Origin of the sequence: Streptococcus hepaticus (genome assembly GCF_043656315.1) — a bacterium.
GTDB lineage: Bacteria > Bacillota > Bacilli > Lactobacillales > Streptococcaceae > Streptococcus > Streptococcus hepaticus.
Genome location: NZ_JBINIY010000004.1, coordinates 135,890 through 159,546, shown reverse-complemented (window position 1 = coordinate 159,546; position 23,657 = coordinate 135,890). Strand labels below are relative to the sequence as shown.

Annotated in this window: 32 protein-coding genes; 24 read left to right on the top strand and 8 right to left on the bottom strand. The window is 39.7% G+C overall.

Annotated features, from left to right (window positions below):
• Nucleotides 1–240 precede the first annotated feature (240 nt).
• From ACHUFA_RS05565 to ACHUFA_RS05550, 4 genes are all read right to left on the bottom strand, one after another.
• Nucleotides 241–1,398: a chloride channel protein gene (locus ACHUFA_RS05565; protein ID WP_394405136.1), complete on the bottom strand. Its 1,158-nt coding sequence runs from the start codon at nucleotides 1,396–1,398 to the stop codon at nucleotides 241–243.
• Nucleotides 1,385–1,666 (bottom strand): chorismate mutase, encoded by a 282-nt coding sequence (locus tag ACHUFA_RS05560; protein WP_394405135.1) that lies wholly within the window; start codon nucleotides 1,664–1,666, stop codon nucleotides 1,385–1,387. Before ACHUFA_RS05560 ends, ACHUFA_RS05565 begins: the two co-directional genes overlap by 14 nt.
• A gap of 62 nt (nucleotides 1,667–1,728) precedes the next feature.
• Complete coding sequence (rpsN, locus tag ACHUFA_RS05555; RefSeq protein ID WP_222347970.1) at nucleotides 1,729–1,998, bottom strand: 30S ribosomal protein S14; 270 nt, start codon at nucleotides 1,996–1,998, stop codon at nucleotides 1,729–1,731.
• 93 nt (nucleotides 1,999–2,091) lie between these two features.
• Nucleotides 2,092–2,544, bottom strand: a complete 453-nt coding sequence (locus ACHUFA_RS05550; RefSeq protein WP_222347968.1) for a flavodoxin — start codon at nucleotides 2,542–2,544, stop codon at nucleotides 2,092–2,094.
• Nucleotides 2,545–2,649: 105 nt separating this feature from the next.
• On the opposite strand from ACHUFA_RS05550, the gene ACHUFA_RS05545 reads away from it, so the two are divergent.
• The 10 genes from ACHUFA_RS05545 to serB all read left to right on the top strand — a co-directional run bounded on the left by ACHUFA_RS05545 (nucleotide 2,650) and on the right by serB (nucleotide 13,726).
• Nucleotides 2,650–3,594: a DHH family phosphoesterase gene (locus tag ACHUFA_RS05545; RefSeq protein ID WP_394405134.1), complete on the top strand. Its 945-nt coding sequence runs from the start codon at nucleotides 2,650–2,652 to the stop codon at nucleotides 3,592–3,594.
• Nucleotides 3,581–4,507 (top strand): FAD:protein FMN transferase, encoded by a 927-nt coding sequence (locus ACHUFA_RS05540; RefSeq protein WP_394405133.1) that lies wholly within the window; start codon nucleotides 3,581–3,583, stop codon nucleotides 4,505–4,507. The genes ACHUFA_RS05545 and ACHUFA_RS05540 overlap by 14 nt, the downstream gene beginning before the upstream one ends.
• 76 nt (nucleotides 4,508–4,583) lie before the next feature.
• On the top strand, nucleotides 4,584–5,186 hold the full coding sequence (locus ACHUFA_RS05535; RefSeq protein ID WP_222347963.1) for an NADPH-dependent FMN reductase: 603 nt from the start codon (nucleotides 4,584–4,586) through the stop codon (nucleotides 5,184–5,186).
• A 15-nt stretch (nucleotides 5,187–5,201) separates the two neighbouring features.
• Nucleotides 5,202–6,443 carry an NAD(P)H-dependent oxidoreductase gene (locus ACHUFA_RS05530; protein WP_394405132.1) on the top strand — a complete coding sequence of 414 codons (1,242 nt, stop codon included), beginning with the start codon at nucleotides 5,202–5,204 and terminating at the stop codon, nucleotides 6,441–6,443.
• Nucleotides 6,444–6,549: 106 nt separating this feature from the next.
• Nucleotides 6,550–6,792 (top strand): type B 50S ribosomal protein L31, encoded by a 243-nt coding sequence (locus ACHUFA_RS05525; protein WP_222347959.1) that lies wholly within the window; start codon nucleotides 6,550–6,552, stop codon nucleotides 6,790–6,792.
• Between the two features lie 293 nt (nucleotides 6,793–7,085).
• Nucleotides 7,086–8,315 (top strand): FtsW/RodA/SpoVE family cell cycle protein, encoded by a 1,230-nt coding sequence (locus ACHUFA_RS05520; protein WP_222347939.1) that lies wholly within the window; start codon nucleotides 7,086–7,088, stop codon nucleotides 8,313–8,315.
• Between the two features lie 10 nt (nucleotides 8,316–8,325).
• The gene (locus ACHUFA_RS05515; RefSeq protein ID WP_394405131.1) at nucleotides 8,326–8,874 is read left to right on the top strand and encodes a DJ-1 family glyoxalase III; all 549 of its coding nucleotides are present in this window, start codon (nucleotides 8,326–8,328) and stop codon (nucleotides 8,872–8,874) included.
• 355 nt (nucleotides 8,875–9,229) lie between these two features.
• Nucleotides 9,230–11,182: a DNA topoisomerase (ATP-hydrolyzing) subunit B gene (gyrB, locus tag ACHUFA_RS05510; protein WP_394405130.1), complete on the top strand. Its 1,953-nt coding sequence runs from the start codon at nucleotides 9,230–9,232 to the stop codon at nucleotides 11,180–11,182.
• Between the two features lie 90 nt (nucleotides 11,183–11,272).
• On the top strand, nucleotides 11,273–12,997 hold the full coding sequence (gene ezrA / locus ACHUFA_RS05505) for a septation ring formation regulator EzrA (RefSeq protein ID WP_394405129.1): 1,725 nt from the start codon (nucleotides 11,273–11,275) through the stop codon (nucleotides 12,995–12,997).
• A gap of 87 nt (nucleotides 12,998–13,084) precedes the next feature.
• Entirely contained in the window at nucleotides 13,085–13,726 is a 642-nt protein-coding gene (gene serB, locus ACHUFA_RS05500; protein ID WP_394405128.1) for a phosphoserine phosphatase SerB, read from the top strand.
• Between the two features lie 63 nt (nucleotides 13,727–13,789).
• Here serB and ACHUFA_RS05495 read toward each other — a convergent pair whose 3' ends face one another.
• Both ACHUFA_RS05495 and ACHUFA_RS05490 read right to left on the bottom strand, forming a co-directional pair.
• Nucleotides 13,790–14,437: an HAD family hydrolase gene (locus ACHUFA_RS05495; protein WP_222347929.1), complete on the bottom strand. Its 648-nt coding sequence runs from the start codon at nucleotides 14,435–14,437 to the stop codon at nucleotides 13,790–13,792.
• Between the two features lie 8 nt (nucleotides 14,438–14,445).
• Entirely contained in the window at nucleotides 14,446–14,892 is a 447-nt protein-coding gene (locus ACHUFA_RS05490) for a DUF1694 domain-containing protein (RefSeq protein WP_394405127.1), read from the bottom strand.
• Nucleotides 14,893–15,041: 149 nt separating this feature from the next.
• On the opposite strand from ACHUFA_RS05490, the gene eno reads away from it, so the two are divergent.
• A complete protein-coding gene (gene eno, locus ACHUFA_RS05485) occupies nucleotides 15,042–16,349 on the top strand; it encodes a surface-displayed alpha-enolase (protein ID WP_222347925.1) in 1,308 nt (435 codons plus the stop codon).
• A gap of 148 nt (nucleotides 16,350–16,497) precedes the next feature.
• Here the strand turns inward: eno and ACHUFA_RS05480 are convergent, their stop codons facing one another.
• Nucleotides 16,498–17,661 (bottom strand): tyrosine-type recombinase/integrase, encoded by a 1,164-nt coding sequence (locus ACHUFA_RS05480; RefSeq protein ID WP_394405126.1) that lies wholly within the window; start codon nucleotides 17,659–17,661, stop codon nucleotides 16,498–16,500.
• An 83-nt stretch (nucleotides 17,662–17,744) separates the two neighbouring features.
• Complete coding sequence (locus ACHUFA_RS05475; protein ID WP_394405125.1) at nucleotides 17,745–18,308, bottom strand: helix-turn-helix domain-containing protein; 564 nt, start codon at nucleotides 18,306–18,308, stop codon at nucleotides 17,745–17,747.
• A 147-nt stretch (nucleotides 18,309–18,455) separates the two neighbouring features.
• Here ACHUFA_RS05475 and ACHUFA_RS05470 point away from each other — a divergent pair, with 147 nt between their 5' ends.
• From ACHUFA_RS05470 to ACHUFA_RS05410, 13 genes are all read left to right on the top strand, one after another.
• The gene (locus ACHUFA_RS05470; RefSeq protein ID WP_018164431.1) at nucleotides 18,456–18,644 is read left to right on the top strand and encodes a DNA-binding protein; all 189 of its coding nucleotides are present in this window, start codon (nucleotides 18,456–18,458) and stop codon (nucleotides 18,642–18,644) included.
• Between the two features lie 178 nt (nucleotides 18,645–18,822).
• Nucleotides 18,823–19,098 (top strand): hypothetical protein, encoded by a 276-nt coding sequence (locus ACHUFA_RS05465; protein ID WP_394405124.1) that lies wholly within the window; start codon nucleotides 18,823–18,825, stop codon nucleotides 19,096–19,098.
• Nucleotides 19,088–19,291 (top strand): hypothetical protein, encoded by a 204-nt coding sequence (locus ACHUFA_RS05460; RefSeq protein WP_269207548.1) that lies wholly within the window; start codon nucleotides 19,088–19,090, stop codon nucleotides 19,289–19,291. Before ACHUFA_RS05465 ends, ACHUFA_RS05460 begins: the two co-directional genes overlap by 11 nt.
• A complete protein-coding gene (locus ACHUFA_RS05455) occupies nucleotides 19,284–19,487 on the top strand; it encodes a hypothetical protein (protein ID WP_269207549.1) in 204 nt (67 codons plus the stop codon). Before ACHUFA_RS05460 ends, ACHUFA_RS05455 begins: the two co-directional genes overlap by 8 nt.
• Nucleotides 19,488–19,496: 9 nt before the next feature.
• The gene (locus ACHUFA_RS05450; protein WP_269207550.1) at nucleotides 19,497–19,763 is read left to right on the top strand and encodes a hypothetical protein; all 267 of its coding nucleotides are present in this window, start codon (nucleotides 19,497–19,499) and stop codon (nucleotides 19,761–19,763) included.
• Nucleotides 19,764–19,773: 10 nt separating this feature from the next.
• Nucleotides 19,774–19,932, top strand: a complete 159-nt coding sequence (locus ACHUFA_RS05445) for a hypothetical protein (RefSeq protein WP_394405140.1) — start codon at nucleotides 19,774–19,776, stop codon at nucleotides 19,930–19,932.
• A gap of 6 nt (nucleotides 19,933–19,938) precedes the next feature.
• Nucleotides 19,939–20,097 (top strand): BOW99_gp33 family protein, encoded by a 159-nt coding sequence (locus tag ACHUFA_RS05440; protein WP_394405123.1) that lies wholly within the window; start codon nucleotides 19,939–19,941, stop codon nucleotides 20,095–20,097.
• Nucleotides 20,087–20,947 carry a DnaD domain protein gene (locus ACHUFA_RS05435; protein WP_394405122.1) on the top strand — a complete coding sequence of 287 codons (861 nt, stop codon included), beginning with the start codon at nucleotides 20,087–20,089 and terminating at the stop codon, nucleotides 20,945–20,947. Before ACHUFA_RS05440 ends, ACHUFA_RS05435 begins: the two co-directional genes overlap by 11 nt.
• 15 nt (nucleotides 20,948–20,962) lie before the next feature.
• Nucleotides 20,963–21,808 (top strand): ATP-binding protein, encoded by an 846-nt coding sequence (locus tag ACHUFA_RS05430; RefSeq protein WP_394405121.1) that lies wholly within the window; start codon nucleotides 20,963–20,965, stop codon nucleotides 21,806–21,808.
• A gap of 249 nt (nucleotides 21,809–22,057) precedes the next feature.
• Nucleotides 22,058–22,240: a hypothetical protein gene (locus ACHUFA_RS05425; protein ID WP_394405120.1), complete on the top strand. Its 183-nt coding sequence runs from the start codon at nucleotides 22,058–22,060 to the stop codon at nucleotides 22,238–22,240.
• A gap of 97 nt (nucleotides 22,241–22,337) precedes the next feature.
• Nucleotides 22,338–22,916, top strand: coding sequence for a hypothetical protein (locus ACHUFA_RS05420; RefSeq protein ID WP_394405119.1), 579 nt, complete (start codon nucleotides 22,338–22,340; stop codon nucleotides 22,914–22,916).
• A complete protein-coding gene (locus ACHUFA_RS05415; RefSeq protein ID WP_269207554.1) occupies nucleotides 22,913–23,200 on the top strand; it encodes a hypothetical protein in 288 nt (95 codons plus the stop codon). Before ACHUFA_RS05420 ends, ACHUFA_RS05415 begins: the two co-directional genes overlap by 4 nt.
• A 38-nt stretch (nucleotides 23,201–23,238) precedes the next feature.
• The gene (locus ACHUFA_RS05410; protein WP_394405118.1) at nucleotides 23,239–23,634 is read left to right on the top strand and encodes a replication protein; all 396 of its coding nucleotides are present in this window, start codon (nucleotides 23,239–23,241) and stop codon (nucleotides 23,632–23,634) included.
• Nucleotides 23,635–23,657: the final 23 nt, after the last annotated feature.

Here is a 23,657-nt window from a genome sequence, read left to right as displayed (position 1 = left end):
GGGCACTGCTTGGTATGGAGAGTATGAAGAGGTATTTGAATAATAATAAAAAAACAAGTTTAGAAAATATGTAGACTTGTTTCAGAACGTAGACAAACTCTATTTTTAGAAGGTGTAAATTATTTAATTACCATGATTTAACTAACTCTTGAAACGTTTATTTTATCGTATTTCAGGAGTTTTTCTTTTTTCTAAGAGCAAAAACAGCTTGAAGAAAAAGTCCATTTAGGACAATTTTTCTTACTGATAAATTGAAATTTTTCTATAAATTAAGGTTGCCAGACTAGTAACCAATAGGAAGGCCGGTAGATTTGTAAATCCAAAAACTTCACAGCCGATGAGAATCGGTGCTAGCCATGTATTGGTGGCGGCAGCAAAAACGGAAGCGTAGCCTAATGCAGCTGTTAGTTCGAGCGGTAAGCCTAGTAGATTTGCTAAGACAATACCACTGCTGGCTCCAATGGCAAAAAGTGGAGTCACTTCACCACCTTGGAAACCAATGGATAAGGTTGCTACTGTCAGTACTATTTTCAAAAGCCAATCGTAATTGTAGATCACTTGTCCTGTTAGACTGGCTTCAATCAGATTGGTTCCTAGCCCAGAGTAGCGCCCTTGGTGAGCAATAAAGAAAATGATAGATAGGATGAGACTACCAAAGATGATTCTCTGGTAGGGATTCGCAATACCTACTTTGCTTTTCTTAAGTAACAGGGCGAAGCTATTACCGATTAAACCATAAGTTAAACCAGCCACTAGTAGACCCAACCATTCTTTTCCTGTTAGGATTTGTGGACCGATGTGGTGAGTGAATTTTTCTAGTCCTAAGAGATGAGAAGTGGTACTAGCGCTAAAGGCGGCAATGAAAATAGATAGGACTTGTTGCCAAGAGGGAGTTCTTTTGTGGAGGACTTTTAAAGCAAAAAAGCTAGCAGCAAGTGGTGTCTGGAAAAGGCCAGCAAAGCCAGCAGCAATACCAGTTGTCAGAAATAAAGTCTTGTCTTCAAGCGTTAGCCACTTTTTTCCAAAGTTATGGGAAATGGTGGCCCCAATTTGAATGGCGACGCCTTCACGTCCTGCAGAACCACCAAATAAATGGGTTATCCAAGTAGAGACCATAACGAGCGGAATCAATCTTTTAGGAATATCCTCTGCCTGTCCCTTTCCTACTTGTAAGACCAATCCCATCCCTTTTTGCAGCTCTTTTCCAAAGTAGTGATAGGCCCAGATGATAGTAGCACCGGCAAGAGCAAGAAAAGGGATTAGATAGTGAAAGTAGTGGGAACGAATTTCACCGATAGCCAGTAAGGTACGACCGAAGAGGGTATTCACTGCGCCGACGGAGATCCCAATCAGTAGGCTAATGAGTCCGATTTTAAGAGTGAGTCTAATTGTCTTCATGGCGGTTGAGTTTCTGACTTTGATAACGACGTGATTGCGCCATGATGTCTGCAAAGGTAGCTTGAATCGTCGAAGTGTAGTCGCTATTTTGTACACGGTTAGCTACTTTTTGTAGAACCATTTCTTCCCGCTTACTATCTAGAACAGTTTTGCCGTTTTCTTTTTTATAGGCTACGACCTGGGTAACTAAGTCCATCCGTTTTTCTAATAGGGCGACCAGCTCTTGGTCAAGGGCATCAATTTCTTCTCGAATCAGATTTAAATCCATAAATTCCTCCATTTTTGGATAAGTATAGCAAAAAAGAGAGGTTTTTTCTACCCCTCTTATTGCTACCAACTTGCTTTTTTGACACCCGGAAGCTGTCCTTTATGAGCTAATTCGCGGAAGGTAATCCGACTAACACCGAATTTACGCATATAGGCATGTGGACGACCATCAGTCATATCACGGTTTTTGAGACGATTTGGATTAGAATCTCTTGGCAATTTACGGAGTGCTTCGTAATCCCCTTTTTCCTTTAATTCACGGCGAAGATCAGCATATTGTGCAATGAGTTTTAGTTGTTTTTGATGGCGGGCAATTTTTGATTTTTTAGCCATAAATTTCTCCTTTGATTATAATTAACCAGTTAAGTATAATCTTTTTCAAAAATTTTTGCAAGAAAAAAGTTGAGATTTCTCTCAACTTTAGGCTTAACCAAGTTTTGCAACCAAGTCTTCGGCGAATTTTTCCAAATTTGCGATGTCTTCATCTTCAGCTGCCAAGTCGACTTTGACATTTTCGGCACCTTTAGTGGCACCACGAGAGGCCAACATGATATCGAAATCATCAACTGATTTACAGAAGTCATCGTAGAAGGTATCACCCGAACCACAGACACCGTAGATTTTGCCAGCTAAGTCTAAATCTGCTAAGTCTGTATAGAAGTCAACGATTTCGTCTGGCAATTCCCCATCTCCTCCATAAGAGTAGGTGTAGGTTGCAACTACGATAATATCGGCATCAAGAATTTCTTCGGTTTCCACAGTTGTACATTCGTCATTGTGTACTTCCAATCCCAGTTCTTCCAGTTTACTTGCGACGATGTCCGCAATCTCCTCTGTATTGCCGGTCATACTCGCATAGACAATTTTTGCCAGTGCCATAATTTCCTCCAAATGTAGATAGTAGAGCCATTATATCATATTCTAAACATTTTCAAAAGCCTATTTTTTATGCTACACTAATAGGAAGTAGAAAAAGGAGAGACTATGTCAGTTCAAGAGCACATTTTAGAAAAAATAAAAGCCTACCAAACCATTATCATTCATCGCCATCAACGTCCAGATCCAGATGCGATTGGTAGCCAGCTGGGGTTGAAGGGGCTAATTCAAAAGAATTTTCCTGGAAAAAGGGTCTTGGCAACTGGTTTTCAAGAGCCAACCCTGACATGGATTGGAACTATGGATGAGGTAGCCGATCACGATTTTGACGGTGCCTTGGTCATCGTTGTGGATACGGCAAATACCGCTCGTATTGACGATGAGCGCTATGCTAGTGGAGAATTTTTGATTAAAATCGACCACCATCCAAATGATGATGTCTATGGAGATGTACTCTGGGTTGATACCAAGTCTAGCTCTGCTTGTGAGTTGATTAGCCGTTTTGCCATGGAGCAAGGATTGGCTGTAGATGAAGAAATTGCTGCGTGCTTATATGTAGGAATCGTAGGAGACACAGGGCGCTTCCTCTATCCTGCTACAACTACCAAAACCTTTGAAGTTGCTGCTTTCTTACGTCAATTTGACATTGATTTTTCGGGGATTTCTCGGAAAATGGAGGAAATGGATGTTAAGATTGCTAAGTTGACGGGCTTTGTCTACGATCATATGGAAGTAGATGAAAATGGTGCGGCTCGTGTCGTCTTGACGCGTCAAATCATGGCAGAATACAACGTGACAGATGCAGAAACAGCTGCTATTGTGAGTGCGCCAGGGCGCATTGCAGATGTAAAAGCTTGGGCAATCTTTGTAGAACAAGAAAATGGTTCTTATCGTGTCCGTCTCCGTAGCAAAGTTGTGGTCATCAACGAAATTGCCAAGCATCATGAAGGAGGAGGACATCCTCTTGCCAGCGGAGCAAATTCCTACTCATTAGAAGAAAATGAGCAAATTTTCCAAGAAATCAAGGAGGCGGTTCGGTATGCAAGAGGCTAGTCGTCGTATTTACCTCATGGGAACCTTTATTGATACTAAGATTTGGCATGAGGATCCAGAACCCGTCCTCGATCAAGTGGAGGAATTACTCTATCTTTACAAAGACCGCTTTTCAGCAAATGACCTGACCTCTGAACTCATGGAAGTTAACCTTAATGCGGGTGTCCAGCCAGTTCCGGTTGCTCCAGACTTGTATGAAGTGATTGAAATGGGCAAGGAACATAGTTGTGCAGCTGGTAGTCGCCTCAATATTACCATTGGTCCCCTTGTTCAGGCATGGAGAATAGGATTTGACGATGCCAAGGTGCCTGATGAGGCGACAATCAAGGACAAGTTGCGTATTATCAACCCAGAGGACATCGTTTTAGAGCCAGAATATCGTCAAGTTTACTTAAAAAAAGAAGGAATGGCCATTGATTTGGGCGCTCTTGCCAAGGGCTACATTGCGGACAAAATCGTCGAGCACCTCAAACGCGTCGGTGTGGAGAGAGGTCTCATCAATTTGGGAGGCAATGTCTTGACCTTTGGACGAGCAGAGCACAACCCTGATGGTATGTGGCGGATTGGTGTGCAGCATCCAAAATTGCCGCGCGGTAACAATATTGCTGTCTTGAAAATAGGCGAGGAATCGGTGGTGACTTCCGGCATCTACGAGCGAACATTTATCTATGAGGGGAAAACCTACCACCATATTTTTGACAGTCAGACAGGTTATCCGGTTGTGACAGATGTGGCTAGCTTGACCATTGTTTCTGAAAAATCAGTGGATGGAGAAATTTGGACTACGCGCTTGTTTGGTCGTCCTATCCGAGAAATTTATGATGAAGTCAATGCACAACAAGGCATAGAAGCTATTATTATCACGGTTAACGACGAAATAATCTCTACCGATGGAGTGGCGGATAAATTTTAGAAAGCCTTTACATTTTCAATGAAAAATAGTAATATGATATGTATACTCTGCGAATGTAGGAGGAAAGGATACTATTATGAAATTGATTGCTTTGGTTGGCACAAACTCTGCCAAATCTACGAATCGTACATTGCTACACTATATTCAACAGCACTTTTCTGATAAAGCGGATATTGAAGTGATTGAGATCAAGGATCTACCAATTTTCAATAAACCAGCCGATAAGAAAGTTCCAGAAGCTATTTTGGAAATCGCTGCGAAAATCAGCGCCGCAGATGGAGTGATTATCGGAACACCTGAATACGACCATTCTATCCCAGCGGTACTCATGAGTGCCTTGGCTTGGTTGTCTTACGGCATTTATCCACTCCTCAACAAGCCAGTAATGATTACGGGTGCCTCTTACGGAACTCTTGGTTCATCACGTGCACAATTGCAATTGCGTCAAATTTTGAATGCACCTGAGATCAAGGCGACTGTTTTACCAGATGAATTTTTACTTTCTCATGCCTTGCAGGCATTTAACGGCCAAGGTGAGTTGGTTGATTTAGATACCATTAGCAAGTTGGAAGCTATTTTTGACGATTTCCGTCTCTTTGTGAAAATTACTGGAAAATTGTCAAATGCACAAGATCTTTTGCACAAAGAAGCTGAAAACTTTGACTGGGAAAGCTTGTAAGGAGGAAGAAAGACTATGAAATTTGTCGGAATTGTAGGCTCAAATGCCGAGGAATCATACAACCGTAAACTCTTGCAATTTATCGGTCGTAAATTCAAAACCAAATTTGAATTGGAATTGTTAGAAATTGACCAAGTTCCAATGTTTAATCAGGATGAAAATTGGGAAGAGTCTTTCCAACTCCGTCTCCTCTACAATAAAATTACCCGTGCAGACGGTGTGATTATTGCAACACCAGAACACAACCACACGATTACAGCAGCCTTGAAGAGCGTGCTTGAATGGCTTTCATTTGCCGTACATCCTTTCCAAGACAAACCAGTGATGATTGTCGGCGCTTCTTATTATGACCAAGGTACGTCACGTGCCCAAGTTCATTTGCGCAAGATTTTAGACGCGCCAGGTGTCAATGCCTATACCTTGCCAGGAAATGAATTTTTACTTGGAAAAGCGAAAGAAGCCTTTGATGACAATGGAAATATTATAAACGAGGGTACAGTGAAATTCCTTGAAACCTGCTTAGACAACTTTATCAAATATGTAAAAGTTGTCTCGAAATTACAAAAACCAAGACCAATTGAACAGGAAGACTTGCATTGCCAAGGTTCTATTGCTACCACAATTAAAGGGATTGACCCTGATGATCCGCAATGGTTGGATAAGGCCGCAGCTCAAGTAGGAGCAGTCGAAGGGGATGCTTATGTCAAATTGGACAACGGTCTCTTGACAGTCAACCAGCTCAATATGTTCTTGAAAGCTATGCCATTCGAATTGACATATGCCGACGACAACAACCAATTCCTCTACTATAATGACAAGCATCCAGACCCAGACACAATGCTTGGTAAACGTGTTCCTGAGCAAGTTGGAAACCGCATGGCGACCGTTCACGGTACCTTGCCACCAGCCCGCATGAAAAATGTGGAATGGGTGATTGGGACCCTTCGTAACGGTAACCAAGAATATGTACGGACAATCGTTCCAGGTACACCACCAGAAATCATCAACACTCACAATTACCAAGCTATGTACTATCCAGACGGTTCTTATGCTGGTATCAATGAAATCATCTTCAACTTCAAACCATGGTTGGATTGGTATCTTGAAACGACAGGTCAACGATTGGTTGGCGGAAATACACCAGCAGCTGGTCACGGTGGACACGGACATACAGATGCAGATTCAGGAGCATCTGGTGCCGATGCACCTGCTGAACACGCAGCAACTGATGCAGATACAGGCGCTTCAGCAACCTAAAAATAAATAAGCAAAAAGGCTTGAACTCTATCTCGTATTGTGGTATACTAGCAGAGTTATAATCTATGGCTCGAAAAAGAGTCCATGGCAGAAAGGAATTTTTAACATGAAAAAAGATATCCATCCAGAATATCGCCCTGTTGTCTTCTTAGACACAACTACTGGTTACCAGTTCCTTAGTGGTTCTACAAAACGCACTAACGAAACTGTTGAATTTGAAGGTGAAACTTACCCACTTATCCGTGTGGAAATTTCATCAGACTCACACCCATTCTACACTGGACGTCAAAAGTTCACTCAAGCAGATGGACGTGTGGATCGTTTCAACAAAAAATACGGTCTCAAATAAAAAAATGGTCCAGTGGACCATTTTTTCTTTGCGCCGAAAATGCGATTCGCAAACGACAACCCCAACGGGTTGTTTTTTCGTCGTTCTTTATACTGAAAACAAAGAAGTCAAATGATTGTCCTAGCGAGAATATCAAGAATAAGTGTCATTCTTCTTGATTCATAGTGAAAATGCTGAAAAAGGAGTGAAACAATCAGAAAAAGATTACATCAGTTTCACAGTCTTGGAGTTCAAATTTGGGTTTGATTTTGCTATAATGTAGACAAGGAATCTTGAAAGTACGAGGAAGTGATATGAATAGAACCAAGGGATCGGTTGTAGATCGAATTGATTACCCTTTGTTGGTACCAGTCTTTTTTTTATTAATGATTGGTGTATTAGCTATTTACATAGCGGTTAGTCAGGATTATCCTGCGAAAGTAGCAACCGTTGTGGGGCAACAAATTGTTTGGATGCTGATTGGTGTCTGTTTAGCAACCTTAGTGATGTTTTTTAATACCAAGTTTTTATGGAAGGTAACTCCCTTTTTATACATCTTGGGATTAGGCCTAATGGTTTTGCCGCTGTATTTCTACAGCCCAAGTTTGGTGGCTACGACTGGGGCACAGAACTGGGTAACCATTGGTGGAGTTACTCTTTTTCAGCCGTCAGAGTTCATGAAAATATCCTATATCGTTATGATGGCTAGGCTGACAGTCGGTTTTCATAAACGGCATCCTGAGCGGACAATTAAGGAAGATTTTCTCTTGATTGCTTATCTTTTACTCTGTACCTTGCCTGTTTTAGTCCTTCTTTACTTGCAAAGTGATTTGGGGACAGCGCTGGTTTTCATGGCTATCTTTGCCGGTATGGTATTGATTTCAGGAATTTCTTGGAAGATTTTATTGCCAATTGTAGGTCTTGTCTTGCTTGCAGGTCTTGCTTTTATCATCTTGTTTACGGCGCCTGGTGGAACTGCCCTTCTACACAACCTTGGAATGGACACTTATAAAATCAATCGGATTACAGCTTGGTTAGATCCCTTCAAAAATGCCCAATCAACGACCTATCAGCAGGCTCAGAGTTTGATTGCGATTGGGAGTGGCGGACTGTCAGGAATTGGCTTTAATAAGACAAATCTCTTGATTCCTGTACGTGAGAGTGACATGATTTTTACCGTTATCGGTGAAGATTTTGGTTTTATCGGGGGCGCAACGGTTATCGTTCTCTATTTGCTTCTTATTTATCGTATGTTGCGTATTACTCTGGAGTCAAATAATCGCTTCTACACTTACATTTCGACAGGCTATATTATGATGTTGCTTTTCCATGTTTTTGAAAATATCGGAGCTGCAACTGGTTTACTACCCTTGACGGGTATTCCTCTTCCCTTTATTTCACAAGGGGGGTCGTCTATTATTTCCAATCTTTTAGGAGTTGGGTTGATTATGTCGATGTCCTATCAGCACAATCTTTTGGATGACCGTCGCCGTAATAAATCGCGTGCTTATCAAAAAATTACCATAAAACGTGTTGAAAAATAAGGAGGAAATTATGGCAAAAGTAGCAGTAATCCTAGCACCAGGCTTTGAAGAAATTGAAGCCTTGACACCAGTTGATGTCCTTCGTCGGGCAACGATTGATTGCCAAATGATTGGTCTAGTTGATCGATCCGTTACGGGTTCTCATGGCATTACCGTAGAAGCAGATAAGGTTTTTACAGGAGATTTATCTGAATATGACATGATTGTCTTGCCGGGAGGAATGCCCGGTTCAACAAATCTTCGTGACCATGATGTCTTGATTTCACAGTTGCAAGCTGCAGTTGCTGCAGAGAAGTTTGTTGCTGCCATTTGTGCGGCACCGATCGTTTTAGACAGAGCAGGCTTGTTGGAAAATAGAAGCTATACCTGTTTCCCAGGTCAAGAAGAAACGATTCAGAGTGGCAAGCACCAGACAGATTTGGTAGTTGTCGATGGCCCTATTGTAACCAGTCGTGGAGCAGGGACTAGTTTGGCATTTGCTTATCAGTTGGTTGACTTACTTGGTGGAAATGGTCAAGAGCAAGCAGATCGTATGGTTTACACAGATTTATTTAAGTAATTGATAAAAAGAGCTTGGGATGAAAATCTCGAGTTCTTTTGCTTTTAGTTTAAAGCAGTGGTTGGGAGAAAGATTTGCCATTTGACTAGTTTAGCTTTTCCCGAAAAACCACTGCTGAGTAGGTTCTAATACATCGCTAAATCAAGATTAGGGTTGCGAACAAAGCTCGCTTCATTTACAACCTCAAAAGACTCATTGAATCTTGAAATTCAGTAGTGAGGGAAAATCAAATTTCTGCGAAATGATTGATTTTTATCTCACTCTCTTTTACTATGTCTAGCTGGGAATTTTTGATAAATTGTGATATAATAAAGGGTAATATCTATCGGCGTTTGTCGCCCAAAAAGGAAGAGTAATGACAGAAGAAATCAAAGATTTACAAGAAAAAGCACAGGAGTATGATGCCAGTCAGATTCAGGTCCTAGAAGGACTTGAAGCGGTTCGTTTGCGCCCAGGGATGTATATCGGCTCCACTTCAAAAGAGGGACTTCACCATCTCGTTTGGGAAATCGTGGACAATTCAATTGACGAGGCCTTGGCTGGTTTTGCGAGCCATATCGAGGTCTACATTGAACCAGATAACTCCATTACAGTTGTCGATGACGGACGTGGGATTCCTGTCGATATTCAAGAAAAAACAGGTCGTCCTGCAGTAGAGACCGTCTTTACCGTGCTTCACGCTGGTGGTAAATTCGGCGGTGGCGGGTACAAGGTATCCGGTGGTCTTCACGGTGTAGGATCTTCAGTTGTAAATGCCCTGTCTACACAGTTAGATGTTAAGGTCCATAAAAATGGTCAGATTCATTATCAAGAATACAAACGTGGGGTAGTTGTTGCTGATTTGACGGTTATTGGAGAAACAGACCGCACAGGAACAACTGTTCACTTTACACCAGACCCAGAAATCTTTACAGAAACAACTGAATTCGAATTTGCCAAACTCAATAAACGGATTCAAGAATTAGCCTTCTTGAACCGTGGTCTGCGATTGTCTATCACGGACAAACGTGAAGGCTTGGAGCAGAGTAAAGAGTACCATTACGAAGGCGGGATTGCTTCCTACGTCGAGTACCTCAATGAAAACAAGGACGTCATCTTTGAAACACCGATTTATACGGACGGTGAAATGGATGATATTACTGTTGAGGTTGCTATTCAGTATACGACTAGCTATCATGAAAATGTTGTCAGCTTTGCTAATAACATCCATACACATGAAGGTGGAACGCATGAGCAAGGTTTCCGTACAGCCTTGACCCGTGTTATCAATGACTACGCGAAGAAGAATAAAATCCTTAAGGAAAATGAAGATAATCTGACAGGTGAGGATGTTCGTGAAGGATTGACAGCAGTTATCTCTGTTAAACATCCAAATCCGCAATTTGAAGGACAGACGAAGACCAAGCTTGGGAACAGTGAAGTGGTGAAAATCACCAATCGTCTCTTCTCAGAAGCCTTTTCAGAATTTCTTTTAGAAAATCCGCAGGTAGCTCGTCGTATCGTAGAAAAAGGAATTTTAGCCAGCAAGGCGCGTATCGCAGCCAAACGTGCGCGTGAAGTGACCCGTAAAAAATCAGGTCTTGAAATCTCTAACCTACCAGGGAAATTAGCAGATTGTGCCTCAAATGATCCGACTCAAACAGAATTGTTTATCGTCGAAGGAGACTCAGCTGGTGGTTCTGCTAAATCAGGTCGTAACCGTGAATTCCAAGCCATTCTTCCGATTCGTGGTAAAATCCTCAACGTTGAAAAAGCTAGTATGGACAAGATTCTTGCCAATGAAGAAATCCGTAGTCTATTTACAGCTATGGGAACAGGATTTGGTGCAGAATTTGATGTAGACAAAGCTCGTTACCAAAAGCTAGTCATCATGACCGATGCGGATGTTGACGGTGCCCACATTCGCACTCTATTATTGACGCTCTTCTATCGTTATATGCGTCCAATCGTAGAAGCAGGATATGTCTACATTGCCCAACCACCTATTTATGGAGTAAAGGTTGGCTCAGAAATCAAGCAGTACATTCAACCAGGTGTTAACCAAGAGGAGGAATTGCAGGCAGCCTTAGATAAATATAGTGAAGGACGTTCAAAACCAACTATTCAGCGTTATAAAGGTTTGGGAGAAATGGATGATCACCAATTGTGGGAGACTACCATGAATCCAGAAAATCGCCTCATGGCACGTGTATCTGTAGACGATGCAGCTGAAGCAGATAAGATTTTTGATATGCTCATGGGAGATAAGGTAGAACCTCGCCGTGAATTTATCGAAGAAAATGCCGTCTATTCCACACTTGACGTTTAATATTCTTAAAAAATCAAGTGCATATGCTAGAAAAGTATGGTATAATAAAGCGATATTGTCTAGTAAATACTAATATCTAAGGAGATTTACATGTCTAGTGGAACAATCTTTTTAATCATTACGATTGTTGTTATATTACTTATTGTTTATGTAGCGGGACTTATTGTACGCAAGCACAATGATAACCGTCTGGTTGCTTTGGAAGAACGTAAAGAAGATTTGTTCAACCTACCTGTCAATGATGAAGTGGAAGCAGTGAAAAATCTGCATTTGATTGGTCAAAGTCAAGTTAGCTTCCGTGAATGGAATCAAAAATGGGTTGACCTTTCGCTTAATTCCTTTGCAGATATTGAGAATCACATTTTTGAAGCAGAAGGTTACAATAATTCTTTCCGTTTCATGAGTGCTAAAAATGCTATTGCTAGCATTGAGAGTCAGATTGACTTGGTGGAAGAAGATATTGCTTCGATCCGCAACGGTCTTCAAGATTTGAAAGAGCAAGAAGAGAAAAATTCAGGTCGTGTCAAACATGCTCTTGATCTCTTTGATAGCTTGCAAGAGTCTGTTCGTGAAAACACAGATGCTTATGGCGAAACGCTTCCTGAATTGGAAAAACAACTCAAGAATATTGAAGTTGAATTTTCAGAATTTGTGATGCTTAATTCATCAGGTGATCCGATTGAAGCTTCTGAAATCTTGGATAAGACGGAAGAACATATGATTGCCCTCAACCAAATCATGGATCGTATTCCTGACTTAATTGAAAAAGTGGAAACTTCTTTTCCTGATCAGTTGGATGACTTGGAAACAGGTTACCGTAAATTGATTGAGCAGAATTACCTCTTCACCGAAGGTGATATTGAAACTCAATTCCAAGATATCCGAGTTGCTATCCGCGAAAATACAGCTTTGATTGTGTCTTTTGATTTGGATGCAGCTGAAGTTGAAAATCAACAGATTCAAGAGCATATCAATCATCTCTATCAACTATTTACGAAAGAAATTGATTCACACCGTGCGACAAGCAAGTTGAGCAAGACACTTCCAAAATTTGTAGAACATGCCGTTCAAAACACTCAGACTTTGGCAGCAGAAGCAGAACGCTTGAACCACTCGTACCTCTTGGCTGAAAGCAAGCTGTCTCGTATTCAGCAGTTGTCAAATCGCATTGCTACGATTGAACAAGTAGTTGCTGAAAGTGTTGAAGAATTGGATGCTCCACAAGTTGCTTATTCTATCTTGGAAGAGCGCCTGGAACATGCCAATGTAACCTTGACAGAAATGGAAGAAGAGCAGTTGATTTTGGCAGAGTACTTGCAATCACAAGAAACTTCTGAAACAAATGCGCGTAACAAGGCTGCTACTTACATCAACCAATTGCATACCTTGAAACGTTACATGGAAAAACGCAATTTGCCAGGTATTCCTGAAGAGTTCCTCAACATTTTCTTCCGTACGAGTGATCATGTTGAAGCACTTCTAGCAGAGTTGGATTACAAACGTATCAATATTGAAGTTGTGAATCGCTTGCTTGAAAACGCAACCTTTGACATTCATAACTTGGAAGATACTGCTTATCTGATTGTTCAAAATGCCACCTTGACAGAGCAATTGCTCCAATATTCAAATCGCTATCGTTCATTTGACCCTGCAATTCAAAAAGCCTTCACTCGTGCCTTGGCTATCTTTGAAAAGGACTTTGATTATCAAGCTTCATTTGAAGAGATTTCATTTGCATTGGAGACGGTTGAACCAGGTGTGACAGAGCGTTTTGTCAATTCTTATGAAAAAACACGCGAAGCCATTCGTTATTAAAAACTGGATTTATCCAGTTTTTTGTATATTCTTGCATAGTCTGGAAATTTTGGTACAATTTAAGAAAAGAAAAAAATGAGGTTTTGTATGGAGAATATAAAAGGCTTATTAGTGATGGATGTTGATTCGACCTTAATCTTAGAAGAAGGAATTGATTTATTAGGGGAGGTCGCAGGTGTTGGTAGCCAGGTGGCTGATATTACCGAGCGTGCTATGAGGGGAGAACTGGATTTTCGTCAAGCCTTAGATGAACGAGTTTCTCTCTTGAAAGGCTTGCCTGAGACTGTTTTTCAAGAAATACTGAAGAAAATTCATTTTACACCAGGAGCAAAAGAATTAGTGGATGAATTGCATGCGCGTGGCTACAAGGTAGCAGTAGTCTCTGGTGGATTTCATGAAACAGTGGATGTATTAGCAGCAGAACTTGGCTTGGACTATGTGAAGGCCAATCATCTGGAGGTAGTTGATGGTCAGTTGACCGGTCGTGTCCTAGGGGATATCGTGACCAAGGATGTCAAGAAGGCTATGCTCGAAACGTGGGCAAAAGAAAATAATTTGGAACTGAGCCAAACCATAGCCATGGGAGACGGTGCTAATGATCTTCCTATGATACAGGCTGCTGGAATAGGGGTTGCCTTTTGTGCCAAACCCATTGTTCAAGCAGAGGCGCCATACAGTATCATTGAAAAAAATCTCTATAAATTAATAGAGATTTTAGACGAAAAATAGGAAATTAAAGGTTCATTTTTTAAGAGTAAGCAGAAAAGAGGCTGATTGTAGATTCAGCTTCTTTTAACTTGATAGGATAGAAATGATTTGTTGAGTAGTGTCTGCAATATAGGTCGCACCAGCCGTTTCTAATTCATCTCGGCTACCAAATCCGTAGAGAACTCCCATAGAGTTCAAGCGATTCTCTTTTGCACCTACAATATCATGCAGACGGTCACCAATCATAATGGTGGTCGAGTTTTCGAAATTATCCAATTGCGCTAAGGCATAGCGGATGACCTCCCCCTTTTTATTCCGACTTTCGTCCAAACTAGCACCGGCAATAAGTGTAAAATAATGGTCTAGCTGAAAATGCTTTAAAATCTCTTTAGCAAATATTTCAGGTTTTGAGGTAACCAAGATCAGATTTTTTCCATTCTTTTGTAATTGTGAGAGCAGTTCTTCAATACCTAGATAGACTTGATTTTCAAAGAGTCCTTTTTTGGAAAAATATTCTCGGTAATATTGGATGGCCAGCTGGGCTTCTTTTTCAGTTATCTGGCATACTTTTTGGAAGGATTCTAGGAGTGGTGGTCCGATAAAAGGTAGCAGAGTTTGGCGAGGAGGAAGGGGATAACCTAATTTATCGAGAGCATAGAGGACAGACTTCACGATTCCTTCACTAGAGTCCGTCAGAGTTCCGTCTAAGTCAAATAAGATAGTTTGGTACATGGCTGCTCCTATTTTGAAAATAGTTTTTTCCATAAGGGAACTTTTTCAGGGGACTGGCTAGCACTCGCTTCAGCGATGAATTTGTTTGCCAGGTCAATATTTTCAAGATTTACAGCATGGTCTGTGTGCAAGAGCAATGCAAAAGGAGAGTCTGCAATTTTCTCATCAATGATACTGACAGTCAGCCCCTTTTCTTGGGCAATTTTTATATAGCTAATCTGTAGACGATCTGTCAACTTGGGAGAGAGTTTCAGTGTTAAAGGTGAATAGTCCGCCAAGTAGTGGTCACAAATGGTCGTGAATTGTTTTTGAAAATTTGTTTCTGTAGCATCAGCAAACTCCACAACTAAAACAACCCTCTCACGGAAGGTTCCCATATAGTAACGTTGCTCATCTGGATTGATACGATTTTCACCGCTTGATTTTTGTAAAATAAGATTATTTAAGTCAGTCATAAGTTGATTATAACATAATTGAAAAAGCCTGAAAAGGCAAACGTTTACATGCTAGAAATAAGGCTTTTCAACGATTTTTCCTTGAAAAAAAGGCGCTTTTACAGTATGATAGTAATGTAACAAATTAAAACTCAAAGGAGAGTAATATAATGTCAATTATTACTGATGTTTACGCTCGCGAAGTCCTTGACTCACGCGGTAACCCAACACTTGAAGTAGAAGTTTATACTGAATCAGGTGCTTTCGGACGTGGTATGGTTCCTTCAGGAGCTTCTACTGGTGAACACGAAGCAGTTGAACTTCGCGATGGTGATAAATCTCGTTACCTTGGTCTTGGTACACAAAAAGCTGTTGATAACGTAAACAACGTAATTGCTGATGCAATCATCGGTTACGACGTACGTGATCAACAAGCAATCGATCGTGCTATGATCGCACTTGACGGTACTCCTAACAAAGGTAAACTTGGTGCCAACGCTATCCTTGGTGTGTCTATCGCCGTTGCTCGCGCTGCAGCTGACTACCTTGAAGTGCCACTTTACAACTACCTTGGCGGATTCAACGCTAAAGTATTGCCAACTCCAATGATGAACATCATCAACGGTGGTTCTCACTCAGATGCTCCAATCGCTTTCCAAGAATTCATGATCGTACCAGTTGGTGCTCCAACATTCAAAGAAGGTCTTCGTTGGGGTGCTGAAGTATTCCATGCTTTGAAGAAAATCCTTAAAGCTCGTGGTTTGGTAACAGCTGTTGGTGACGAAGGTGGTTTCGCTCCTAAGTTTGAAGGAACTGAAGACGGCGTTGAAACAATCATCGAAGCAATCGAAGCAGCAGGTTATGTTGCTGGCGAAAATGGCATCATGATCGGTTTTGACTGTGCATCATCAGAATTCTACGACAAAGAAAAAGGTCTTTACGACTACACTAAATTCGAAGGTGAAGGTGCTGCTGTTCGTACATCTGCAGAACAAATCGACTACCTTGAAGAATTGGTTAACAAATACCCAATCATCACTATCGAAGATGGTATGGATGAAAACGACTGGGACGGTTGGAAAGCTCTTACTGAACGTCTTGGTGGACGTGTTCAATTGGTTGGTGACGACTTCTTCGTTACAAACACTGACTATCTTGCACGTGGTATCAAAGAAAATGCTGCTAACTCAATCCTTATCAAAGTAAACCAAATCGGTACTTTGACTGAAACTTTTGAAGCTATCGAAATGGCTAAAGAAGCTGGTTACACTGCAGTTGTATCGCACCGTTCAGGTGAAACTGAAGATTCAACAATCGCTGACATCGCAGTTGCAACTAACGCTGGCCAAATCAAGACAGGTTCATTGTCACGTACAGACCGTATTGCTAAATACAACCAATTGCTTCGTATCGAAGATCAACTTGGTGAAGTTGCTCAATACAAAGGTCTTCAATCATTCTACAACCTTAAAAAATAATCTCTTTACGAGGTTAAGGTCTGTAAAGCCTTGATATTAAGCGCTTTGGGGCATCATCCCAAGGTGCTTTTTTAGAATTTACTACCCTTTGTACTACCCCTAGTGAAAATTAGGTATAGTAAGAGGGTAACCCAAGATGGGGCAACCCTTATAAATTATTGATTGCTGTTTCATAATTTGAGACAGCTTTTTTTGCGTTTTCTTGGTTAGTGTGCCAATAAACATTTTCTGTCATCATCAAATTAGAGTGCCCTAGTCTGTATTGTACATCTTTAGGGCTAGCTTGAGCATAGAGCATCATTGTTGTATGTGTGTGACGGAAACCATGGAATGAAACATTAGTCACGCCAGCAGCCTTAAAATGCTTATTTAGGCGTTGTCTTAAATTACAAGCATAGGCATATTTTTCTGTAAATACAGAGAATACAACCGTTTCAGACCGCCCTAGTTGCCATGATTGTACTTGTTGGCGGTTTTTATATTGCTTGAGCATAAGTAACGTTGCATTGTCTATTGGTATATCACGATAACCAGCGCTTGATTTAGGCGAGTTTATCTCTTGAAATCTGTTGAGTGTTTTGGTGATGCTGATAATACCATTGTCTAGGTCAATATCAGACCATTCAAGAGCTAGAGCCTCACCGATACGGCAACCAGTAGCTAACAAAGTCTTGTATAGGACAATATCAAATAGGTTTTCATAGTTTGATTGGTCTAAGGTATCGAGATAATCAAGAAATTGTTTCAATTCTTTGTTGTCTAAGTATTTGATACCAGCTTTTTCTTTTTGCTGCTTACGTGGAACAATAACATCATTAGCTGGGTTATATGTTATCACTTGGAGAGAAACACCGTATTTCAAAATACGCTTATTCATGTTATGGAGCAAGGAGTAGTTAGCAAACGCTCCTTTTTGCCCGGTATTAGCTTTGTCAGCCCATTTGTTTACTTGCTGTTGGATAATAGGAGTAGTGAGTTTAGATAGCTTGTAATCGCCAAATACAGGCAATAGATGCACTCTAACCAATCCCTCCATGGATTGGCGAGTATTTGGCTTAACTGTATTCTTGTAACTATCCCACCAAACTTTTACAAGCTCCTTATACGTTGTAATTGTTGGCTTGTCTTTAACTGTATAGCCGTTAGCAGCAAAAGCATTGATAGTATCACGCGCTTTTATTCTAACGCCCTTTTGGGTGGTGGCTGTAACAGTTGTACGGGCTTTCTTGCCCGTTAGTTGGTCAACGCCTAGATAAACACTAGCATAGTAAACTTTTTGACCGTTCTTTTTGATTTTATCTTTGATTTTCATGTATTTGTACCTTTCTTTCCATCAGCAGGCAAGGCGCGTGGTTTTGTTAGGTATTTATACATGTTATTACAATAGAATGATTATTATTTTTTAAATTCGGTAATCATTTTAAAAATAATTTCTTTATCTGATGAATCTAACAAAGAAAGAAAGACTAGCAGATCACTTTTAAGATATTCTTTTTTATCTAATAAAAAAGTTAGATATTTATAAAATTCAAAGTCTGTCTCTTTGTCGCTTAGTCCCTCATATACTTTTTGACCATACCGAGCTTTTATTTTTTCTCGGCTACTTCGTACCAGTATAGCCATATCTTTGACTTGCTGAACTTGGGGATAAATATCACTATCTTGTTCAATATTCTCAGCCATATCAATTAGTTTTTGAGTCTCTTTATAAAAACCTTTTTCATCACTAGGAAATTCAAAAGCAATAGTTTCCTCATGATAACCTAGAAGATATGGGACAGTTACACCGAAGAAATCAGCTAGTATTTGAGCAGGCGCAGACTTTATCGGTGTTCTATTTGCCTCCCAGTTTTGGACAGTCCGTAGAGTAACAGTAAAATCAGACTTATCATTTAGCATTTCTGTCAGAGCTTTTTGAGATAAGCCTCTTTCTTTTCGCAATTTTTGCAATCTATTCATTAGGTAAAACCACCTTTCCAAAATGATTATAACATATTTTTTTATTTTTGACGAAAAAAATTTCGCAAACCCCTTTACAACGAAAATAATTTCAGTTATAATCAAAATATAAACGAAAATAATTTCGTTAGAAAGGAGAGTGAAAAGATGCTTATTACAGAAGAAATTGCTGTAAAAGTCCGAAAAAAACGAGCTGTTGAGCGTTTAGGTAAAGTGGCATTAGCTAAAAAGTTAGGAGTCACACCACCAACTCTAGGAAAAGTTGAGAATGGTAACTATGATGCTCCTAAACGCATCTATGAAAGCGTGATGACTTGGCTAGTAGAAGAAATTTAAGCCAAGCAAAAAGCCATGTACAGGCGACCAAACCAACGTACACGGCTAAGGAAAAATAACAAAACTCAAGCAAAGGCAAGGCGCGTGGTTTTGTTAGGTATTTAACAAGGGCGAGAAAATCAATCCCTTGTCAATTATAACTACTTTAATTTTACCAAAAACAAAGGAGAAAATCAAAATGGCATTAAGCACACGAAACATTAAGCAACAAGGCAACCAAATCGCCGAGTTACTCCCACGTATTGAAATTATCCAACAGCTAGGCAATGCTTTATTACTTGCTGATAATGCTGGAGCAGATAGCGCAGTTTTACACCATCAAATGCAACAAGCATTTAGCGTTATTTTTGAAATGACTGAACAGCTATATCGAGATATAGACTTAATTGCATGTAAATTGATAAATTGTGATGATGACAATGAATTGGAGGTTATTAGACAACATGAACGATAAAATTTTAAGTAACTATGAATTGCTATGTACAGAGCTGGAAAATGTTATCAGTACTTTAGAGATGGCTATTACTGATATTGACCAAGACAAAGCAACAGCTCTTGTAGCAGTAGCAACCAATGGGCTAAAGCATCTTGTTTCAGAACACACAGAATTATCAGATAAATTTTTCAAGGAGGGTAACAATGAATGAATTAAACCTAACACCAACACAAAGTATTATCTTGATTATCGTATGTTTGGTTATTCTCGTCCTATTATGGCATTACGAGAGCTATATAGAGCTTGATTTAGCCCCACAAATTGATGAAGTAGAGGAAAACACCACAGACCACGTAAAAGAGCGTTATGGGGCTTATATTTGGCTATCGAATAAGCATTACAATTAGGAGGGGAGCATGGCGACATTTTCAGTTGAATTTGAACAGGGTTTATTAGATAGAGTTGATAAGCTAGCACAGCAAAAGCTAGAACTAGAGAAGAAGTTACAAAAGAAAACCGGTCTAATTACAGCTAAGGAACTTAAGGATGAGCTGGGTATTTCCGGAACAACATTAAAAAATTGGATGGATATTGGACTTGTATCGTATCAATCCCCTTTTGAAAGTAGCAAGAAACTTTATTTTAAGGTTTCTGATGTGATTAACTTTCTCACAATACGCTAGGAGGTCTATTTTGAAAGTGTTTATTATTGATGGTGATGCGTGGAGGGGTAAGGCGCATTATTCACCTAGTTTAGATATTGTGTTTATCAGCGATAAAGTGGATAAGCACGCGCGTGATGAATTGATTGAGTGTGTAACAAAATCAAGCAGTAGAACGATATGGAGGTAAAAATAGATGGTTAAAGAACATTACACCGTAACCCATACAATGGTAGACGGTACAAAAAGAGATAGCATTGAGGGCTATGTTATACCAGATGATAACCCAGTATATGAACTCTTTAGAAAAGTGAATGAGCGTAGATTGGAGGAGATGTGTAAACGTGGCAGATAATAAAACCTATTATTACATGAAAATTAACAAAGATTTTTTTGATGATGACACAGTAAAGTATCTTGAGGAACAAGAGCATGGGAAAGACTTTATTATCTTGTACTTAAAATTATGTTTAAAGTCATTAGAAGATGAGGGGCTATTGATAAGGTATGTTGGAACAAAGTTGATACCTTATGACACAGTGGCTATTGCCAAAATGACCGACACAGATATTGGAATAGTTGAAATGGCTATGAAAATTTTTGAAGAAATTGAGCTTATTGAGAAAAAAGAAACAGGCGAACTTTTCATGTCTCAAATTCAAGAGATGATAGGTACAGACACTTATGAGGCGAGAAAAAAACGTAAGCAGAGGGCGAAAGATAAAGCACAAGGGGACATTGTCCCCAAAGTGTCCCCGAATAGTCCCCAAGATGTCCCCGAATATAAGAGTAAGAGTATAGAGTTATATATAGAGAAAGAGGTAGAAGTAGATAAAGAACAAAATCAATCACCTACTCCCCCTACCCTTAATCAAGACTTTGTAAATCTCTATAAATCTTTTGAGCAAGAAACGGGTAAACCTTTATCACCCATTCAGCAACAAGAATTGCAGTACATGCTAGAGGATTTTAGCGCTGATGTTATTCATGAGGCATTGAGAGAGGCAGTAGGTCAAGGTAAGGCTAATTTTGCTTATATTCAAGCTATTCTCAAGCGATGGAAACAGGATAACCTATTGACGGTAGAGCTTATTAGAAATAATAAGGCAGCGCGTGAGGCTAAGAAACAGCAAAATAATTCAAAACCAGAACCACAAACCCGTGAAGAATGGTTGGCGAACTGGTCAGAAGAAAATCCATTTTAGAAAAAGGAGTTACATATGCTAACACAAGCTGAATTTATCGCAAACACAATGACACTAGAGGAGACTTGCCCCATTCATGATATCCCGTTAATACAGTTGGATAGAGTTGTTAAAATTGCAGGGGAGGATAAACCGCGTAAGCCATCTCCGTTTTGTTCTGAATGCGTCAAGGAGCAGAAAGACAAGCAAGAGCGGGAAGAGATAGAAAAGCACTTGAACGCTAGTATCTATCAGAAAACCTATAACGTGCTTATGCGTGACAGTACCATCCCAGAAGACTTAAAAGCGGCATCCTTTGATAATTTCATTGTTGAAACACCAGAGGAAAAACAGCTGTTAGATTTTGTAAAAGAACAAACTCAAAAATATCTTGAGGGCATGAATGGAAATACTTTACTAACAGGCGCCACAGGGGTTGGAAAAACTCATCTAGCTGTTTCTCTTGCAAAAGAGTTGAACGAGGCGTATAAAGCCAAAGGAGAGCCTAAGAGTATATTATTTATTAACCTTACCGAGATACTAAGAGAAATCCGAGAGAGTTTTAAGTTTACTAGCAAAGAGGGTTATTATTCACGGATGCTGAAAGAGGCTGATTATCTGATTTTAGATGATTTAGGGGTTAAACTTGGTAACTCATCGGGTCAATCTAAGTCAGCATGGGAGGAAGAGTTTATTTTTGATGTGCTTAGTCATCGAAACAATACTATTATCACCACTAACCTAAGTAATGATGATATAGCAAACCTTTATAGCGAACGTGTTGCAAGTCGTGTGCGTACAGGCTTAGATGGTAACTATTTCAAAGTATTTAGTATCAAAGATAAGCGATACTCAATCAATCGGCTAAAGAGTAATGCGTGATAATAAACTGACTTACAAACCTAAACAAAAATAGACACTTTTCATGGGGTGAGAAATCGCCCTTTGAGAAGTAATTGCCATGCTTTCCACGACCAAATAAACCAAGCGTGGCAAACTTACCAATTTGAAAAATCAACTATAGGGTACACAAAAAGGGTAGTATTTTAGTATACGAACCCTAAAAACCTAGTGAAATCAATAGGCTAGGGGTATTCAGATTATAATAAAATGAAATAAAGGAGCGAAAACATGGATTTTAAAGATATTCAACCAATGGAATCAGTAGCCGAGTTATTAAACCAAGGCTGGATAATTTTAGAAAAAGATGGTATAATTAAAAAAGTTGACAAGGTAAGTCATGGTAGCGTTGAAATCCATTTCAGGGATGGAGTGCCATATAAAAAGACTGAGCATGTTAACGGTTTAATTTAATAAATAATGCTAGAGGAAGAACCCAATGCAAATTTCAAGGCGTATAGCTTTGTTATTGTGTTGGGTTCTTTTATTTTGTCATAAGGAGGATTTTAAAATGACAACGTCAAATGTATTACCTAAAATTCAATCTATCGTATCTCAAGTAAATACTAAACGTGATGTGGTGGATGAGTACAAACAAAAACTTGATGCAGCTAAGGCAGAATTAGAACAAGCCAAAACTAACAGGGAAAAGAATTTCTCGTTTGAAACTGACAATAAGGTGTCAGAGTTAGAAAGTTATATCATGCGTGTTGAAAGTCGATACAGTGCCTTAGAACACGAACTTGATACGGAGTTACCTGGTAAGTTACGTGAAGTTGAAGAGTTATACCATGCGTATTTGATTGAGCAATGGGGACAAAATGAAGAAGTTAAGGAGTTGACAGAGCAAACGCTAAATAGCTTTAAAAAAACAGTTTCCTTGCTTAGTCAATATACCAAGAAACCATCAGAGTTTAATAAACAAGTGCTATCACAGATTGTCAATGAAGATTTTAGAAAGGCATTCAGTGGGCAAATGACTTTTATTGGTGCTGATAATCACTCTTTAGCTACGGAGCTACCGCTAGACTATGAGACATATCAAAAGTTATATGCCGCAGGGCGTAGCCTAGGGGTTAATCTTGGATGATTTATAAGAAGTATCATACAGCGCTGGTATTTACGCTGGTTTTGCAACATCTGCTAAAAGATACTAAGTTAGAGGAAAAAGCGTTTAATTTATATGCTGATATTTTGGAACAAGAGAAAGTACCAAAACATCAGATTAAATCAGCTATTCTATACTCAAAAAGAATTATCAGAGCCTTTGAAAAGGGGCAAATTTCACAGCCATCACCCTTTACGAGTTGGCAGAAAGTTAGGCAAGTCATTAAAAAGGGTATAGCTAAAATGGTTGGTTATTTTAGTTCGTAGGGGGTTACTATCCCCCTTTACATGTTAGGAGGTAATAGATGGCAGGAAATGAAAATGTTAGCCTTACAACTAAACAAGTGAAGTTTATAGATGCCATGCTTACTGAACCAACGATAGAAAAAGCATGCGAAAAAGCAGGGATAGCTAGGGCAACAGGGCATAAGTATCTGAATATTGCAGCTGTTAGAAAGACATTGAGGATAAAGCAAGATGAGATGATGGATAAAACAACTCAAATGCTATACCTAGCATCGTCTAATGCTGTTTCTGTACTCAATGATATTATGATGGATAGTAAGGTCAATCCGTTTATCAGAACTCAAGCCGCAAAGGCTATACTTGAACAATCATATAAGACCCATGAAATTTTTGGAGTTGTAAGGCAGATTGAAGAATTGAGGCTAGAAATTGAGGAAATATCTAAAGGAAATTAAAGAGTTACGAGAACTCAAGGAGT